The sequence below is a fragment of the Pseudoxanthomonas sp. JC1303 genome (genome assembly GCF_058448525.1).
The window spans coordinates 799,535-816,855 of sequence record NZ_CP185958.1; the positions used below are offsets into that span (position 1 = coordinate 799,535).

The window sequence follows — 17,321 nt, forward strand, 5'->3', positions numbered from 1 at the left end:
AATGGTGTCTGCGGTCCTGGCTGCTTCTCCGAGACAACAGTGGCTCGCGCACATCGCGTGCGAAAGCTCTTGCTTCCGCTTCAGAGCCAGAAAGTATTCCTGACCCGTTATTCCATCGCTACGGGACTCCTCAATGCAAGCGCAGCCCGCCTCGGCTTGGCGCGTAAGCCTGCAATGGCGAGGACAGCGCCGGCGCCGCGTGTGGTCCGTGATCCGCCTCGGATGTCGCCGGGACGCCATAGGCAGGTCGCGGCTCTTCCACCGAGAAACCGGTGCCGGGGCGTGGGTCCAGCGTCTGTGCGTTGATGGCCGTGACCAGTTCGTCCAGCTCGTTGGCGCGGTCGAAGATCGTGTGCCCCAGCGTCGCCAGGGTGCCGGGCGCGAAGTCCGCCATGTCGTCGGCGGACACCGCATCGCCATAGGCCATGATGCGGTCGACCAGCAGATTGAGTTCATCGATCTGCTCGGTGGTCACACCGAAGACGTAGCGGCCCGCGTCGGGCCGGGACTGCCCGGCTTGGTGGACTTCCGGCTCTTCCTCTTCCTCTTCCTCTTCCTCTTCCTCTTCCTCTTCCTCTTCCTCTTCCAGCTGTTCCGCGTCCGGCGCATCGCCGAGCGGTGCCGGATCTTCCAGGCGCATTTTGGCCGGAGCCTGCTGCGCGGTGTCGGCCGCCTCGGGCTTCGTGTCCGACGCGCCCTGGTGTGCCGGCCACGTCACCTCCTTCAACACCAAATCCAACTGTTCGGCCAGCTGATCCAGGCAGAACATCAACTCCGCCATGCCCACGGCCGGCGCCCACTCCTTCGCCTCGTCCGCAACGCGCGGCTGCGCCAGTCGCGCCAGAAAGTGGATGTGATTCCTGACCTGCGTCAGCAACAGCTGGCTGTCCTCCGGCAGGAAGTAGCCGGTGTCCTGATCATCAAACGTCTGTTCCGTCATCGCCGCTTCTCCTTTCACCACGAAGTGACCGCCCGCCATGAACGGCGGACGGGAAGTCGGGAGGCTAGAAACCGCGAGTAGACGGCGGGCGTATTCCCCTTGCGGGTGTTGTATTAGCCGCCCTCCCGACGCAGGCATCGCGTCGGTTGTCCCTGCAAGCTCGCAGGCACAAAAAACCCACCGGTTTGTCGGAGGTGGGTACCGCTACTCGAGGAGTTTCTAGGCTCCGTGCAATGGAGATTGCTAGCCCTCGACGCCGGTGTCAACCACTCACGGCATGCATGCGCGACGCGACCGACTAACGGCTAGACACATCCTGCATGCGGCGTGTTCGTGTGTCCCACCATCGAATGGCTCCCAATCTGGCCGCCTTCGTGCCGTGCTACCTCGGCATCGAGACCAGCACCCACGCCACCCAAATCGGCAGGCACCAGAGCGCACCGATCAGGATGGCGGCAAGTCGCCAGAGTGGATTCGCTGCAGCGGGCAGACGCACGGCCCGCACGATCCAGAGCGCCAGCGTGGCGCTCGTCGCGGCCATGAAGAGCTGGCGCGGCGAAAGCCACGCGACCCCCACGAGCAGGATCGCGCCGAACAGAGTCACCCCATAGCGTACGTACGCGGAGAGGTCGCGGCGGGAGAGATAAGCAAAATGCGCACAGGTCCCCAGCCAGGCTAGTGCAACCAAGCAGAAGGCCAGGACCACTTCCTCATGTGACGCAATCGAAAACGGCATCGTCTACTCCCTTAAGCCCGCCTTCCGCATCATCGTTGCTGTTGCTGTTGCTGTTGCTGTTGCTGTTGCTGTTGCTTAGATCTTGATCCTCAGCGCCCTAAAGCGCGCCGAGCACCGGAGGATGGCAGGGCCGGAGAGGCGCCCTTGTTTGAGCGTAGCGAGTTTGGGCGCCGTCCCGAAGAGGGATAAATGCCCCGCCAGCCGAGGAGCGGAGGGGACCGATACGCAGCATCGGCGCGCGTCAGGCGCTTGCGGTTTTGGCTGCTTTTGCCAAGACAAAAAGTAGCTCGCGCGCATCGCGTGCGAAAGCTCTTGCTTCGGCTTCGGGAGCCAGGAAGTAAACCCGACCCCGCTAATCGGCCGCCGCTTGCTAGATCTGACTGCCGTCATTGCCATGTCAGCGCAAGTCCAGGAGAGAAGTGACGATCGACGCGCGAAGGGAAAGTGTACTCTGGCCTCGGCTCTCAATACTCCAAGGCATGGTGCTTGTCTCCAGAAATGAGCGCCAAACGCGTCCCCCATGCCTACGCGCGCTTGCCACCGATGTTTCACGTCCTTACACACGGATGGCGCTACTCGTTTCTTCTCGAAGCGCGAAATGAATAACTCGACGGTTCCACCTTAAACAAAATGTCCGAAAGCCGGGTTTCGAACGGGATGCGATCCTTCCGCAGGCTAGAGCGCATGGCTCGACAGAGGTTTGCGTAAGCAAGGACTTCCTGTTCCTTCTCTAACGTGCCGCCCTGCAGCCAAAAGCGCTCCAAGGCCTCCAACACCTCGGCATCGCCACACACACAGATCCTCGCTTTGGCGTCGTTTAGGACCCCAAGCTCAGTTAACTCATCTATCGTTCTTCCGATCCGGCGGGCAGCGACCAGATGCGAGGTTGCCCTGAGAAAGTCGCTATAAGCATCTAAACGCATTCGCGCCCACTCATCGTTCCGACTTTTACGTTCGGCTAGCGAATGACCGACTGCGGCACCGATCAACCCACCTATCAGCGACAGCAGCGCTCCGAATATTGCAGGCATCTTTCATCCTTGATCCCAGCTGTGAAGAAGCGATAGTAGCTCGCTTACACATGCTGTTGCTGTTGCTGTTGCTGTTGCTGTTGCTGTTGCTGTTGCTGTTGCTGTTGCTGTTGCTGTTGCTGTTGCTGTTGCTGTTGCTGTTGCTGTTGCTGTTGCTCAGATCTTGATCTTATGCGCCTTAAAGCGCGCCGAGCACCGGAAGATGGCGGGGCAAGAGGCGCCCTCGCCTTAGCGTAGCGAGTTTGGGCGCCGCGCCCCGCCAGCCGAGGAGCAAAGGGGAGCGATGCACAGCATCGGCGCGCGCGCAAAGCTCGTGCTTTTATAGATCGATTTAATATTAACTTAATTACCCCCCATTTTAGCTCTTAAGGCCGAGGCTTGAACTGGCTCTCAGAGTAAATTTCTTCAAATTTTTCCTTTGGAATTTTTTTCCCTGAATCGATCGTCTTTTGTATATCCTTGACAACCGAGTCTAGGTACCTCAAGTACATCTCGTGATCCTCGGTGTTAGGGGAAAGATCAGGATCAGACTTTCGCTTGAGATGAAAATCAATATGCCACCTTATTATGGCGCAATTGCTGTAGCCACGCTTCGTAAGCTCAGCCAGATTCTCACCGCCTTTCACAGTGAGGTCATTGAGACCGTTCTCCCTATGGTCCCTTCGCACTGAATTATTAACTTCTTCGATCTCAGTTAGAATTGCATTTTGAGCAGAAACCAAGCCATGTATCAATTGCAAAGATATTCTCTGGCTTTGATTAAGGGACAACAGCGCATCCTTGTAATAGTTAACGTAGATTGGGTTTGACAGGCCTATCATGCCAGCTTCGCCAATGCCTTGCGCTCCATACAATTGCAAGTTTCTTGCGTGATAATAGAGCAAGCGTGCCGCTTCTCTATCCAAGTCATTAAGCTCTTCGTGCAACAGCCTTATGATCTTGCGTCGATAGAGTAAAGCTCGAACAGTGGTCGTAAGCTGCGCAATTACCCAGCCAAAAACAGCAGAAAAAATCGCAATCGCAACCTTCTGAAGCACGTCCTGGTTCATTTTTCGGTCCTAAATATTTTGGAAAGAAGCTAGAATTTACGCCGACCCAATCCCGGAGCCGCTCTTCTTCTTGCTTTTGCTTTTTGCTTTTGCTTTTGCTTTTGCTCAGATCTTGATCTTCAGCGCCTTAGAGCGCGCCGAGCACCGTAGGATGGCGGGGCCGAAGAGGCGCCCTCGTTTGAGCGCAGCGAGTTTGGGCGCCGTCCCGAAGAGGGATAAATGCCCCGCCAGCCGAGGATCGGAGGGAACCGATGCGCAGCGTCGGCGCTTACGGTTTTGGCTACTTCTGCCAGGGGAAAAAAGGCACTCCCGCTCGCATGCGTAAGCTTTTGGTCTTTAAAGCTGACATAAAACAGAAAGGTGCACTCTGATCTCAATCTCCCTTTGACCCGTTCCGGTTACTGCAACCAACCCTCAAGAAGGCGCTCGATATCCGCCACCATACCCTCTACATCAGCAGCCTTAAAATCCGCAAAATTTCCATGCGCCGCACTATTTCGGATTGCGGCAAGCGCAGTGATCTTCTTCTGAACGAGCACGTTGTATGCCCCGGCTTTGACCAAATCAGCATTCATTCGTTCGATCTTTCCGACCGCAACATCGTAGCGTGCGCAGAGCTCGCGAAGACTAGTCTCGAGAACGACCCCGCTGATTACTGCTGCCGCAGAAGCATAGCCAGCTAGCAAAAGCTCTCGAGCTTGGTCCAGTTCGGTGCTGAACACCTCCGCTTGTACTAAGGTGCGCACGGAGGAAAGATAGCCACCCTCGAAGTCTTCTTTTGCCGCCAGGAAAATCGAGTGGATTCTTGAGAATCTCGCAACATTGTGCTCGTAGGGGTGTGGCTCATCAGCGTCGACAAAGGCGCGATAGTGTTCCGAATCCGGGCCGCACGCCTTCCCCAAAAGATTTTTTACTTTGACAGTCCATCCGAGCAATCGTTCGGGATCGACCTCTTCGTAGGAACCACTGTATTCGCTGTATTTGCGCTGCTGCGTAGCTTTAATTTCAGCAGCCTGGGCTTGCAATTCATCAAACCGTTTTTTGTGCAGAGAAGTCATAAGCTCTTCGCGGGGCTGAATTATCTGAATTATAATTTAGAAATAAATCTATCTGACCCCACCCTCCCGGTTGCGGTTGCGGTTGCGGTTGCGGTTGCGGTTGCGGTTGCTGTTGCTGTTGCTGTTGCTGTTGCTGTTGCTGTTGCTGTTGCGGTTGCGGTTGCGGTTGCGGTTGCGGTTGCGGTTGCGGTTGCGGTTGCTGTTGCTGTTGCTGTTGCTGTTGCTGTTGCTCAAATCTTGATCTAATGCGCCTTAAAGCGCGCCGAGCACCGGAGGATGGCGGGGCTGGAGAGGCGCCCCTGTTTGAGCGCAGCGAGTTTGGGCGCCGTGCCCCGCCAGCCGAGGAGCGGAGGGCATCGATGCGCAGCATCGGCGCGCGTCAGGCGCTTGCGGTTTTGGCTCCTTTTGCCAAGACAAAAGTAGCTCGTGCGCACCGCGTGCGAAAGCTCTTGCTTCGTTCAGAAAGCCCAGAATTCAGCCCGACCCCGTTACTCACGCATCGCGTGCGAAAGCTCTTGCCTGTAAAAGCGACATTGACGAAATCAATCACCCCCATCTCCTTCAGCTCGATCCCTGATCATTGCGATCAAGCTTTTCGATCAGATCGAGCAACTGGGGCCCCCTTGGCGAGTACCTCTGGGTGTCCACGACAAGATACAGATACCCACTGTTTGGCACGTTCTGGTAGGACATGACGGCCGTGACGTCTTCGTATGGCTCCAGTGCGTCAATGATCCTTCCGCAGTAAGGGACTGCAATAGACTTTGTACCTTCGACAGCCGCGTAGCCGTCGGCTACCACTGCATCTACGGCGTTATATATATTTTCTGGCGGGACGAATATTCGCACCATGGACACCCTCGCTTTTTATATTGCACGCTTTATAGGTTACAGGAAATAATCCCAACCTCAATTGCTAATGAGCCAACCATAAAAGCGCACACCGACCACCGTTTCGCTTGCCATTAGATCTCGACCGAGTACGAACTTAATACCCCCTCCCTCCTTAGCTGCTAGGCACTGTGCAGAATCTTCGAACGAAATAGCGATGTGGCGAGTTGGATAGCGAGAAGCACCCCGAAAGCCATCGCGAAAGGCACGAGCGCCTCGACATAGAACGGGACCTGCAAGACGGCGAGACGCGACAACACCACCGAGCCCGAGGCCAAGCATACGTAGGCACCCAGGTGGAAAAATTGAAGCGGCTGGCGAAAATCGAAAGGATTGAGTCGCCATGAGGGGCGCGCCGATTTCTTTGCAGAACCCAGAGCAACAAGATGAACCATGAACATCGCCGCCATGCCCACGGTGCAGAATACGAATATCACCAGCAACGCGCCCCATTCGATTGGGGGCGACGCCTGCGGGCGAAGGGGCGTGAACAGCGCGCCAGCCGCTGACACCAGCATGATTACCCACCTCAAGACGATCCATCTGCGCATGTTCGTGATGTCCACCTAGCCACTCGCCAGCCATGGAATAGACCTGGCTTCATTCTTGCTGTTGCTGTTGTTCAGATGTTGATCTTGATCTTCAGCGCCTTAAAGCGCGCCGAGCACCGGAGGATGGCGGGGCCAGAGAGGCGCCCTTGTTTGAGCGTAGCGAGTTTGGGCGCCGTGCCCCGCCAGCCGAGGAGCGGAGGGGACCGATGCGCAGCATCGGCGCGCGTCAGGCGCTTGCGGTTTTGGCTACTTTTGCCAAGACAAAAGTAGCTCGCGCGCATCGCGTGCGAAAGCCTTTGCTTACGCTTCTAGGGCTGAGAAGCAAACCTGATTCCGTAACTTCCGATTTCGATACTTCTAGACGACAGCCGCGGCCAGTCGATCAGAGGTTAGTGAACTTGATGGCTTCACCAATGTGGAACCTTCAGACAGATGGCCTGCGCTCCTCAACGCCTCCTCCACTAGCGGCAGCAGATCTTTCCCGACACGTTGATCAGCTGGAAGCGGAATAGCAGAAGACCGAAGGCTCTCTGTAGAGGCCAAATGGGGAGATCGAAACTGCTTATGAAGTGCTTGACGCTTGTCATTGAACCGACTCACGATTGCATTATGGGCTTCCGTGGCGACCGCCTCAACAATCGAAGCCATAGCTGCCGAATCAGCCCCACAAATCTCGGCAATGTGAGCAGGCTCGAGAAATGAAGACTCAAGATCACAGCCGTCTGTCACATACACCGAAACGTTGCTTAAAACTGAAAGCGGTTTGACTATCAATTCATTTATTTCGGCGTCAGTCAAGAAATCTCGATCGCGATGCACAAGTATTCGGACAGCAGGATGATGCGCCGAACAAAAGCTCGCCAGAAGCGCTATAGAACGCATTTCCGTACAACCCCGGAAGCTCATAACAAGCGATGAATCGTCTGTAATCCCATGTTTCCGAAGCAGTATTTTTAAGGGATGGTTGGCATCAGTTTCGGCAAGCTTATCTTCACCTAGCACGAGCCAATCTTTTCCGCTAAGACCGAGCGCTTCGTACTTGTCAACCGCACCCAAGTCCACCAAGAGTGCGGACAAATCCGGGTCGGTCCCGACGAGTGCCCCGGTCTTCAGATGGAAACTTGCAACGTCACTTAGCGAACTAACTGCTTGGAGAAGATGACGTGAATGCGTTGCGAGAAGGATTTGAAGATTCTCCTCTTTAGAAAGCAAGTCCAATGCCTCGATCAACTTGATTTGATTGTCGGGATGGAGATGGGCATCCGGCTCGTCAAGCAGCAGCAAGACCGGCTGATAAAAGCTAGCGTATCCAAGAATTTGAATAGCTTGAAGAGTCCCCGTTCCGACCATATCCAGAGGGCGTCTGACGCCGCTTCGCATGTACTCAACAACTATATATTCGTGCTTGTTCTCGTCAAATCCATCAGCGAATAGCTTCAGACCGGGGAAGAGACGCTCGATGCGTTCCTCAAACTTCGCTTTCTTTACTGGATCCTTGAATAGGCGATAAAGCACATTTCTCAGATAGAGATTTGCATCACCTCTTACTGCGCCACGATCAACAACCAATCGGCCCTGATATGTTTCACGACTTGGGATGCCGGCTAGGCCGGGGACATAGACACTGAACGGCCGCTCTGAACTCGCAAGTGAAGCCCCTAGGCCATAAGCCAGATCACGCGGATTGACCGTACTGATAGTGCTGTTCCGTCCGCGCCGGAGTGTAACGGCGAAAGACTGCTCTTCAGCGCCATTCGTGGCATTGAATTCGATGGACACGGGAGCGCCTCCTTCGGAAAGCGTCTCCTTGTGCTTGAGGTCCAAAAACAAATCCGTCGGCGCGTACCGCAACTTCTCCGGAGAGAAGTTTGCCGCAGCTTCCGCTTTAGCAGTTTGGGCAAGTGCGACCGCAACGTGTATGGCTTGGAGTGCGCAGCTCTTGCCAGCGTTATTGCCGCCAGCAATGACGTTGATTCGCTTCAGCGGAAGCGTCAGATCGTCGATCGCCTTGAACTTGCGTACTCGAATGGAGTCAACTCGCATCTGGTCTTCTTCCATGCAATAAAAAGGGCCAGGTGAGATGCCTGACCCGTTCTAATTTCTTACGGCATCAGCCGCACTTGCTATACCCACAATTCAAACACGTCTGACACCCATCCATAATCACCATCGCCTTGGTGCTGCACTTGTGGCACATGCTGGCGCTGGGCGGGAAGCTGGCGCCGTCGCCGGTGACCTCCACGTCCTCGACGTGGTCGGCGGTGCTGGTGGGGATCGGCGCGGCGGCGGCCGGGGCGGCTACGACGTCAGTGTTTTTTTTTGAGCGGTCCTCGTACTGCTTGCGCTTTTCGGCCAGCAGGGCCTTCTGGTGCTCGGACATTTCCGGGTCGTGCAGCAGGCCGATGGACTTCATGTGTTCTTCCACGATGGCGCCCAGCTCGGCCACCAGGGACGGCATGTAGACGCCACCGGCCTTGAAGTAGCCACCGCGCGGGTCGAACACGGCCTTCATCTCGTCGACCACGAAGGTCACGTCACCGCCCTTGCGGAACACGGCCGACATGATGCGGGTCAGCGCGACGATCCACTGGAAGTGCTCCATCGACTTGGAGTTGATGAAGATCTCGAACGGGCGGCGGTGCTCGTGCTCGGTGCCGGCGTTGAGCACGATGTCGTTGATGGTCACGTAGAAGGCGTGCTCCACCATGGGCGACTTGATCTTGTAGGTGCTGCCGATCAGCACGTCCGGGCGCTCGATGCGCTCGTGCATCTGGATGACTTCGGCCACCGGCAGTTCGGCCTCGGCGCTGGCGCGGCTGACGGATGCGGCGGGCCCGGCCGGAGCGGCGTCGCGCGCCTTGTCTTCCGGGGTGAGCACGCTGTAGCCCTTGATTTTCTTGTCGATCTTGACGGCCATGGCCTTCGGTCCTGAATTGCGAATGTGGGATGCGGGAGGGACACCGCACCGCGCCGGGCGCACCCGATGCGGCGTGGAAGGGCCCGCCGCGCGCGGCGGACCTTGGGGTGGATCAGACGGTTTTCTTGGCCGTCTTCTTGGCGGGGGCCGGCTTGGCCGGGGCCTTCTTGGCCGGTGCTGGCTTGGCCGGGGCCTTCTTGACGGCCGGCTTGGCCACGGCCTGGGTCGCAGCGGCCTTCTTGACCGGGGCCTTGGCGACCTTGGCGGGGGTCTTCTTGGCGGGCACGCGCTTGGCGCCCACGCCCTTGGCCTTAAGGGCGGCGGCCTCGGCCTTGGCCGATGCGCTGGCGACGGTCAGCTTTTCCTTGGTGGTGGCCACGGTCTTCTTGACCGCCTTGGAGGCCTTGGCGGTGCGCTTGTTGACGGCCTTCTTGGCCAGGGCGAGCTTGTGGCTGACGGTCTTGCTGGCCTTGGCCGCGCGCTTGGCGAGCTTGTCGGCGGTCGCGCTGGCCGAGTCGGCCACGGTGGTGGCCAGTTCGGTGGTCTTGCCCTTTACGCTGCCGGCGGCGTCGGACAGCGTGGCGGTGATATCCGTTCCCTTGCTCATGTGCCCTCCAAAGGGCTGGAAGTTGATGACGACCACGATGCTAGTGCAGCGACAGTGAAGCGCGGGCGGTGCCCGCCCCGGCCCCAGCGCTGCGCGAGGGGCGGGACACGAGGGACCTCAGAACTTGCCGTGACCCTTGTTAAAACTTGCCGTAATACCCTTCTTTCAGCGCGTCGAACAGGTTGGCGGCGGTGTGCATCTCGCCGTCGTACTCGATCTGCTCGTTGCCCTTGACCTCCACGATGGAGCCGTCTTCCAGCTCGAAGCGGTAGGTGGTGTTTTCCAGGTCGGCTTCCTTGACCAGCACGCCCTGGAAGGCGGCCGGGTTGAAGCGGAAGGTGGTGCAGCCCTTCAGGCCCTGCTGGTAGGCGTAGCGGTAGATGTCCTTGAACGACTCGTAGGGGTAGTCGGTGGGGACGTTGGCGGTCTTGGAGATGGAGCTGTCCACCCACTTCTGCGCGGCGGCCTGGACGTCCACGTGTTCCTTGGGATGGATGTCGTCGGCGGCGATGAAGTAGTCGGGCAGCTTGGCCTCGGCCTCCTCGGAGAACGGCATGGCCTTGGCGTTGATCAGCTCGCGGTAGGCCAGCAGCTCGAAGGAGAACACGTCCACCTTCTCCTTGGACTTCTTGCCCTCGCGGATCACGTTGCGGCTGTAGTGATGGGCGAAGGAGGGCTCGATGCCGTTGGAGGCGTTGTTGGCCAGGCTCAGGGAGATGGTGCCGGTCGGGGCGATGGAGCTGTGGTGGGTGAAGCGCGCGCCGACATCGGCCAGCTCGTCCACCAGTTCCGGGGCCACGCTGGCGATGCGCTGCATGTAGCGGCTGTACTTGGCGTGCAGCACCTTGCCTTCGATCTCCTGGCCGACCTTCCAGCCGTCCTGGGCCATTTCCGGGCGCTGGCGCAGCATGGCGGCGGTGACCTGGAAGCGCTCTTCCATGATCGGGGCGGCGCCCTTTTCCTTGGCCAGGGACAGGCCGGTTTCCCAGCCGGCCACGGCCATGTCGCGGGCGATTGCTTCAGTGAACTCGCAGGACTCGGCGCTGCCGTACTTCATGCGCAGCATGGTCAGGGTGGAGCCCAGGCCGAGGAAACCCATGCCGTGGCGGCGCTTGCGCATGATCTCCTGGCGCTGCTGCTCCAGCGGCAGGCCGTTGACCTCCACCACGTTGTCGAGCATGCGGGTGAACACGCGCACGACTTCCTTGTATTCCTCCCAGTCGAAACGCGCCTGGTCGGTGAACGGGTCGCGCACGAAGCCGGTGAGGTTGATCGAGCCCAGCAGGCAGGCGCCGTACGGCGGCAGCGGCTGCTCGCCGCAAGGGTTGGTGGCGCGGATGTTCTCGCACCACCAGTTGTTGTTCATCTCGTTGACCTTGTCGATCAGGATGAAGCCCGGCTCGGCGTAGTCGTAGGTGGAGACCATGATCATGTCCCACAGATGGCGGGCGCGGATCTGCCCGTACACCTTGCAGGCCACCAGACCGTCGTCGCGGGTGACGTAGGTCTCGGCGTTGGGCCACTCGCGCCAGACCACCTGCTCGGCGTTGGTCAGGTCGATGTCGGCCTCTTCCTTCTTGTTGACCGGGAACACCAGCGGCCAGTCGGTGTCCTGCTCGACGGCCTGCATGAAGCCATCGGTGATCAGCAGCGAGAGGTTGAACTGGCGCAGGCGCCCGTCCTCGCGCTTGGCGCGGATGAAGTCCTTCACGTCCGGGTGGGACACATCGAAGGTGCCCATCTGCGCGCCGCGACGGCCACCGGCGCTGGACACGGTGAAGCACATCTTGTCGAAGATATCCATGAAGGACATCGGCCCGGAGGTGTAGGCGCCGGCGCCGGCGACGAAGGCGCCCTTGGGCCGCAGGGTGGAAAACTCGTAGCCGATGCCGCAGCCGGCCTTCAGGGTGAGGCCGGCCTCGTGGACCTTCTCCAGGATGCCGTCCATCGAGTCGGTGATGGTGCCCGACACGGTGCAGTTGATGGTGCTGGTGGCCGGCTTGTGTTCCAGCGCGCCGGCGTTGGAGGTGATGCGGCCGGCGGGGATGGCGCCGCGGCGCAGCGCCCACAGGAAGCGCTCGTACCAGTAGGTGCGCTTTTCGACCGTGGGCTCGGCATCGGCCAGGGCGCGGGCCACGCGCTGGTAGGTGCCGTCGATGTCGGCATCGATGGCCACGCCGGCCTTGCTCTTCAGGCGGTACTTCTTGTCCCAGATGTCCTGGGACGCGGGCTGCATCGGGATAACGCGGGCCGCGTGTTCTTTCTTGACCGCCTCAAGGCGCACCGTGCTCATGGGTTGGAGCTCTCCCTAGTGAAAATGATGCCGCCGCGCGTGGGACGCACGGGAGGCGTGTTGATGGTGGTGCCGGGGCGTGGACCGCGGCTGCAGGGCGGCGTGCCGTGCCTCAGGGGCGGGCATGTGCAGGTGATGTCGATTGTGTTGGCGGGCTGGAACCCCGCGACCACCACCTGCTGCATGCGCCGTCTCCCCTGTGGCGCTGGGGTTCCCAAGCAAAACCCTACCGCTTGGGGCCGTCACGCGACCCCTTCGCTACATCTTGGGGCCGCAGGCCGAGGAAGTTAGCCCTGCCACGGGGGCGTGTCAACCGCGAAAAAGCGGTTCTGCGTGGAACCGTCAAAACCCGGTTCCATGACCCCCGAAAGGGGTGGGATCGGGCGTTTTCATTGAGGATTTAAGGGCTGGACATCACACTCGTTCAGGTTCGCCCATGCGGCGGCGCGCCATGGGCGGGCCACGATGCGGCGCCTTCGACTCCATCCACTTCCAAGCCACGCCATGCGTCCCTTTCCGACCCTGCTCGCCCTGACCGCTGCCGCCGCCTTTGGCGGCTTTGTCGCCCTCGGCCTGTACCAGACCGTCGAACAACCCGCCCAGGCCCGCGAAGACGCCCCGCCGACCAGCTCGGTACTGCCGGCCGCGGCCGGGGCCGCCCTGCCATCGGCCGTGGATGGCGAGCCGATGCCCTCGCTGGCGCCGATGCTCAAGCGGGTCACCCCGGCGGTGGTCAGCGTGTACAGCCGCCAGACCGTGCGCGTGGCCAGTCCGCTGGGGCCGTTCGGCCAGTTGTTCGGGATTCCGGACATCCCGCGCGAGCGGGTGCAGCGCGCGTTGGGTTCGGGCGTGATCATCGATGCCAAGCGCGGCCTGATCCTCACCAACCACCACGTGGTGGAAAACGCCGACGGCGTGTCGGTCACCCTCAACGACGGGCGCACGGTGGAGGCCGAGTTCCTGGGCTCGGACCCGGACACCGACGTGGCCCTGATCCGCATCCCGCCCAAGGACCTGACCCAGATCCCGCTGGGCGACAGCGACCAGCTGCAGGTCGGCGATTTCGTGGTGGCGGTGGGCAACCCGTACGGGCTGGGGCAGACGGTGACCTCGGGCATCGTCTCGGCGGTGGGCCGCAGCGGCATCCCGGTGGCCGGCTTCCAAAACTTCATCCAGACCGACGCGTCGATCAACCCGGGCAATTCCGGCGGCGCGCTGGTCAACCTGAAAGGCCAGCTGGTGGGCATCAATACCGCCAGCTTCAATCCTTCAGGCTCGATGGCCGGCAACATCGGCCTGGGGTTCGCCATCCCGATCGACCTGGCCCGCAACATTGCCGAGCAGCTCTACACCAACAAGGGCGTGGTCAAGCGCGGCACGCTGGGCGTGACCACCCAGGACGTGACCCAGAAGCTGGCCGACGCGCTGGGCATGGATGCGCCGCGTGGCGCACTGGTGACCGGCATCTATCCCGATTCGGCCGCCGCCGCCGCGGGCGTGCAGCCCGGCGATGTGGTGCTGCAGGCCAACGGCCAGCGCATCGACAACGGTGGGGCCCTGCACAACTTCGAGGGCCTGCAGGGCGTGGGCAGCAAGGTGACCCTGAGCCTGCGTCGCGACGGCAAGCCGCTCACCCTGACCGCCACGCTCAAGGAACAGCTGCGCGAAGCCAATGGCGCGGACCTGGATGCGCGTCTGGCCGGGGCGACCTTCGACGAACTGGACGAAGCCACCCGCCAGCAGTTGCGCGGCATGGGCGCCAACGGCGGGGTGCAGGTCAGCCAGGTGCAGCCGCGCAGCCGCGCGTGGAACAACGGACTGCGCCAGGGCGACATCGTGTTCGCCGGCAGTGGCGGCAACTTCAGCGACCTGGCGGGCTTCCGCGCGAGCTTGCGCGACACGCCGCGCCAGCTGGTGTTGCGAGTGCTGCGTAATGGCGAAGACGGCCAGTTGCTGATGCGCTGAAGCTGCGGCCGCGCCCTTGTAGGCGCGGCCGAACTAACAGGGCGTTCATGCGGTCGTGCGGTAGATTCAAAACGTACCGTTGCATCCACAGACACGGAGAAGACCACCATGAGCGATCCCAACCCCACCCTCGGCACCGCTGCCCACAGCGCCGCCGCCTCCACCGCCGCCGATCAGATGAAGACCAACCTGGGCGAGGCGGGTTCGCACCTGAAGTCCGCGGCCACGGCAGCCAGCGAAGCCCTGCGCGGCGCCGCCGGCGTGGCCGGTGACGAACTCAAGCTGGGCAAGGCGCAGCTGAAATCCGAGCTGTCCGACAGTGCCCTGGCCGGCATCAGCGCCGCGGAATTTGGCGGCGAAGCCGCGCGCGAGCAGATGGACGCGCTGATGGACAAGGGCCGCGACCTGATCGACAGCGCCGCCGAAGTGATTCGCGAGCGTCCGCTGACTGCCTTCGGCGTGGCCCTGGCCACCGGTTGGGTGATCGCCAAGCTGGGTCGTCGCGGCGACTGATCCGACGCCGACGCGAGGGGAACGCGTGAGCGACACCGAGCATCAAGAACAAGCCCCGGGTGGGGCGACGCCATCGCTGGAAGACAGCCTGCGCCAAGTCGGCCGCTCCGGAAAGGCGGGGCTGACTTCGGCGCTGGACACTGCCCGTGCGCTGCGCAAGCTGGCCCTGGCCGACTTCGCACTGGCGCGCGTGGCCCTGGCCCGCGCGATGGTGTGGATGTCGGTGGCCGCGGTCTTCGGTGTGTGCAGCTGGTTGCTGCTGATGGGCGTGTTGATCGCCCTGCTCCAGCACAACGGGTTTTCATGGCTGGCCTCGGTGTCCATCGCCGCAGGGTTGAGCCTGTTTATGACGATCCTCGGCGTGGTGCAGACCTTGCGCTACTTCGAGTTCACTCGCATGGAAGCCACCCGCCGCCAGCTCAAGGCGATGGGGATTGGCGATGATGACGAGGATGAAGACGAAGACACCCCTGGTGTGAGCGGCACGCCAGTCCCGCAGGCGGCCGCACCCGCGCCGGCCGGCGTGGCCGAGGGAGGCCGCCCATGAAGTTCGCCAAGCTGAAGCATCGCGTGGTCCGCGCCGAAACCCTGGTCGAGGGCCGGCGCCAGCAGACCATCGACAATGCCGGCGCGCTGTTGAGCCACTGGAAGCGCAGTTGGACGCCCTGGCGCATCGTCCTGGTGGGTCTGGGCGTCGGCTATTTGACCGGCAGCTCGCACCCTTCGCGGGTCATGGGCGCGACCAAATGGCTGCGCGTGGTGAGCATGGTGTCTGGCATGTTCACCACGCTGCAGGCGTCGATGGCCGCCTGGCAGGCCGACCAGGCCGCGGACAAGGCCGACGAGGCCGCCGACAGCGCCCAGGACGCCGCGCAGGCGACCCAGAACACCCAAGCCGCTGCCGGTGTCGCCGCCGCGCAGGCCGCCCGCCACGCCGCCAGCACTGGCGCGGGCCCGGCACGCGACGTCCCACACCGCGCCGCGCAAGGGCCGGGCTATGCCCCGCCTGTGGACGAGCACGGGGAAACCGAACGCTGGACCGCCCATCCGCCGCAGCCGGCGGAAGCCGCCACCCACCTCTCCGAGCGGTGAACGCCCTGGACGCAGATCTGGCGGCCCCCGAGGCCGACCCGGCGCCCGCGCCGCCCCCGCCCCGCCCGCGCGGTCCTTTGTCACTGGTGATCCTGGCGTTCCTGGCCTGCGGCTTCACCCTGTGGGTGGCGCAGGCGGTGATCCTGCCGGTGCTGCTGGCGTGCTTCCTGGCGCTGGTGGGCAATCCGATGATCCGCGGCCTGCAGCGGCTGTATCTGCCCCGCTTCGTCGGGGCGGTCCTGGTATTGGTGCTCGGCCTGGCGGCGGCCGGCGCGCTGGCCTACCAGCTGGTGCCGCCCGCCGCCGCCTGGGCCAAGGCCGCGCCACGTGAACTGCGCCAACTGGCGCCCAAGCTGCGTGCGCTGACCAAGCCGGTCTACGACGCCAACGAGGCCGCCGAGAACTTCGCCCGCGCCGCCGCCGGCGACACCGGGCGCCGCCCGCAGGTGATGCGCACGGCCGAAGATCCCTTTCGCAAGCTGACCACCACCCCGCGCATGCTGGCCTCGGTGCTGGCGGTGGTGCTGCTGACGTTCTTTTTCATGGTCTACGGCGAGAACCTGCAGCGGCACGCCATCGCACTGCTCCCCAAGCGCCAGCAGCAGAAGCTCACCGTGGGCATCCTGCAATCGATCGAGCGTTCGGTCTCGCGCTACGTCCTGACCATCACCATCATCAACGCGGTGGTCGGACTGCTGTTCGCCGGGGCGCTGTACCTGCTGGAATTCCCCATCGCCGACGCGCTGTTGTGGGGCACGCTGGTGGCCATCCTCAACTTCGCCCCCTACGTGGGTCCGCTGGCCGGCATGGTGATGATGCTGGTGGTGGGCCTGACCACCTTCGACGATGCTTGGACCTCGCTGCTGCCAGCGGCAATCTACCTGGGCCTGCACACGCTGGAAGGCCAGTTGGTCACCCCGATCATCCTGGGCCGGCAGATGCGTCTGTCTCCCTTGATCCTGATCTTGGCGCTGATGGTATTTGGCTCGCTGTGGGGGATCATCGGTCTGCTGCTGGCGGTGCCGATGTTGGTGTGCATCAAGTTGGTGCTGGCGCAGGTGCAGGGGTTGGAGGGTTGGGCGCGGTTGATGGAGTGACGCGCTGCCACTGGGGCAGAGACCGCGCCGTGTTGGCGCTCGATCTTTTGCTGCTGCTGCTGCTGCTGCTGTTGCCGTTACCGTTGCTGTTGCTGTTGCTGTTGCTGTTGCTGTTGCTGTTGCTGTTGCTGTTGCTGTTGCTGTTGCTGTTGCCGTTACCGTTGCTGTTGCTGTTGCTGTTGCTGTTGCCGTCGGCATTTGATCTTTGTCTGAGCCGTAAAGCGAGCCGAGCATCGCAGGAACGCGCGGCCGAAGAGTCGCCCTGTCTGAGCGCAGCGAGTTTGGGCGACGTGCCGCGTGTTCCGAGAAGCGCAGGGGACCGCCGCGCAGCGGTGGCGAGTGTCCGGCGAGTAGCGGTTTTGGTGACTTTTGCCGCGACAAAAGTTACTCGCGCTGCAAGCGCGAAAGCCTTGCACTTGTCGCGCCGTTGGCGCGATGCCTTTCGTCTCGACCCTTTCGCTAGATCAAGCGCATCTCGCTGCCCAAGCTGAAGGTGGAAGCAGGATCAAGAGCTTTCACGCCCTTCGGGCGCGACCTTCTTTTGTCGCGGCAAAAGAAGGCAAAACCGCTTCTCGCCGGAC

The 17,321-nt window shown here is 61.5% G+C and carries 17 protein-coding genes; 6 read left to right on the top strand and 11 right to left on the bottom strand.

Annotated elements, in window-relative coordinates; all coding sequences use genetic code 11:
* Positions 1 to 130: 130 nt before the first annotated feature.
* From ACORQU_RS03635 to ACORQU_RS03685, 11 genes are all read right to left on the bottom strand, one after another.
* Positions 131 to 940 carry an XAC0095 family protein gene (locus ACORQU_RS03635; protein WP_491643521.1) on the bottom strand — a complete coding sequence of 270 codons (810 nt, stop codon included), beginning with the start codon at positions 938 to 940 and terminating at the stop codon, positions 131 to 133.
* A 382-nt stretch (positions 941 to 1,322) separates the two neighbouring features.
* Positions 1,323 to 1,676 (bottom strand): hypothetical protein, encoded by a 354-nt coding sequence (locus tag ACORQU_RS03640; RefSeq protein WP_491643522.1) that lies wholly within the window; start codon positions 1,674 to 1,676, stop codon positions 1,323 to 1,325.
* Positions 1,677 to 2,248: 572 nt separating this feature from the next.
* Positions 2,249 to 2,707: a hypothetical protein gene (locus ACORQU_RS03645; RefSeq protein ID WP_271647027.1), complete on the bottom strand. Its 459-nt coding sequence runs from the start codon at positions 2,705 to 2,707 to the stop codon at positions 2,249 to 2,251.
* A 365-nt stretch (positions 2,708 to 3,072) separates the two neighbouring features.
* A complete protein-coding gene (locus tag ACORQU_RS03650; RefSeq protein ID WP_491643523.1) occupies positions 3,073 to 3,756 on the bottom strand; it encodes a hypothetical protein in 684 nt (227 codons plus the stop codon).
* Between the two features lie 398 nt (positions 3,757 to 4,154).
* Entirely contained in the window at positions 4,155 to 4,814 is a 660-nt protein-coding gene (locus ACORQU_RS03655; RefSeq protein ID WP_491643524.1) for a hypothetical protein, read from the bottom strand.
* Positions 4,815 to 4,862: 48 nt separating this feature from the next.
* Positions 4,863 to 5,048: a hypothetical protein gene (locus ACORQU_RS03660; RefSeq protein ID WP_491643525.1), complete on the bottom strand. Its 186-nt coding sequence runs from the start codon at positions 5,046 to 5,048 to the stop codon at positions 4,863 to 4,865.
* A gap of 779 nt (positions 5,049 to 5,827) precedes the next feature.
* Positions 5,828 to 6,271, bottom strand: coding sequence for a hypothetical protein (locus ACORQU_RS03665; protein WP_491643526.1), 444 nt, complete (start codon positions 6,269 to 6,271; stop codon positions 5,828 to 5,830).
* Positions 6,272 to 6,613: 342 nt separating this feature from the next.
* Positions 6,614 to 8,314, bottom strand: a complete 1,701-nt coding sequence (locus tag ACORQU_RS03670) for an ATP-dependent nuclease (RefSeq protein ID WP_491643527.1) — start codon at positions 8,312 to 8,314, stop codon at positions 6,614 to 6,616.
* A 52-nt stretch (positions 8,315 to 8,366) separates the two neighbouring features.
* A complete protein-coding gene (locus tag ACORQU_RS03675; protein ID WP_491643528.1) occupies positions 8,367 to 9,173 on the bottom strand; it encodes a TSCPD domain-containing protein in 807 nt (268 codons plus the stop codon).
* Positions 9,174 to 9,285: 112 nt separating this feature from the next.
* Positions 9,286 to 9,780 (bottom strand): hypothetical protein, encoded by a 495-nt coding sequence (locus ACORQU_RS03680; RefSeq protein ID WP_491643529.1) that lies wholly within the window; start codon positions 9,778 to 9,780, stop codon positions 9,286 to 9,288.
* A gap of 139 nt (positions 9,781 to 9,919) precedes the next feature.
* Positions 9,920 to 12,073: an adenosylcobalamin-dependent ribonucleoside-diphosphate reductase gene (locus ACORQU_RS03685; protein WP_491643530.1), complete on the bottom strand. Its 2,154-nt coding sequence runs from the start codon at positions 12,071 to 12,073 to the stop codon at positions 9,920 to 9,922.
* A gap of 504 nt (positions 12,074 to 12,577) precedes the next feature.
* Here ACORQU_RS03685 and ACORQU_RS03690 point away from each other — a divergent pair.
* From ACORQU_RS03690 to ACORQU_RS03715, 6 genes are all read left to right on the top strand, one after another.
* Positions 12,578 to 14,038: a Do family serine endopeptidase gene (locus ACORQU_RS03690; RefSeq protein WP_491643531.1), complete on the top strand. Its 1,461-nt coding sequence runs from the start codon at positions 12,578 to 12,580 to the stop codon at positions 14,036 to 14,038.
* Between the two features lie 177 nt (positions 14,039 to 14,215).
* Entirely contained in the window at positions 14,216 to 14,551 is a 336-nt protein-coding gene (locus ACORQU_RS03695; RefSeq protein ID WP_271648499.1) for a hypothetical protein, read from the top strand.
* 25 nt (positions 14,552 to 14,576) lie between these two features.
* Positions 14,577 to 15,098, top strand: a complete 522-nt coding sequence (locus ACORQU_RS03700; RefSeq protein WP_491643532.1) for a phage holin family protein — start codon at positions 14,577 to 14,579, stop codon at positions 15,096 to 15,098.
* Positions 15,095 to 15,643, top strand: coding sequence for a protein sip-5 (locus ACORQU_RS03705; protein ID WP_491643533.1), 549 nt, complete (start codon positions 15,095 to 15,097; stop codon positions 15,641 to 15,643). The genes ACORQU_RS03700 and ACORQU_RS03705 overlap by 4 nt, the downstream gene beginning before the upstream one ends.
* Positions 15,640 to 16,740, top strand: a complete 1,101-nt coding sequence (locus ACORQU_RS03710; protein WP_491643534.1) for an AI-2E family transporter — start codon at positions 15,640 to 15,642, stop codon at positions 16,738 to 16,740. The genes ACORQU_RS03705 and ACORQU_RS03710 overlap by 4 nt, the downstream gene beginning before the upstream one ends.
* A gap of 29 nt (positions 16,741 to 16,769) precedes the next feature.
* Complete coding sequence (locus tag ACORQU_RS03715) at positions 16,770 to 17,231, top strand: hypothetical protein (protein ID WP_491643535.1); 462 nt, start codon at positions 16,770 to 16,772, stop codon at positions 17,229 to 17,231.
* Positions 17,232 to 17,321 lie beyond the last annotated feature (90 nt).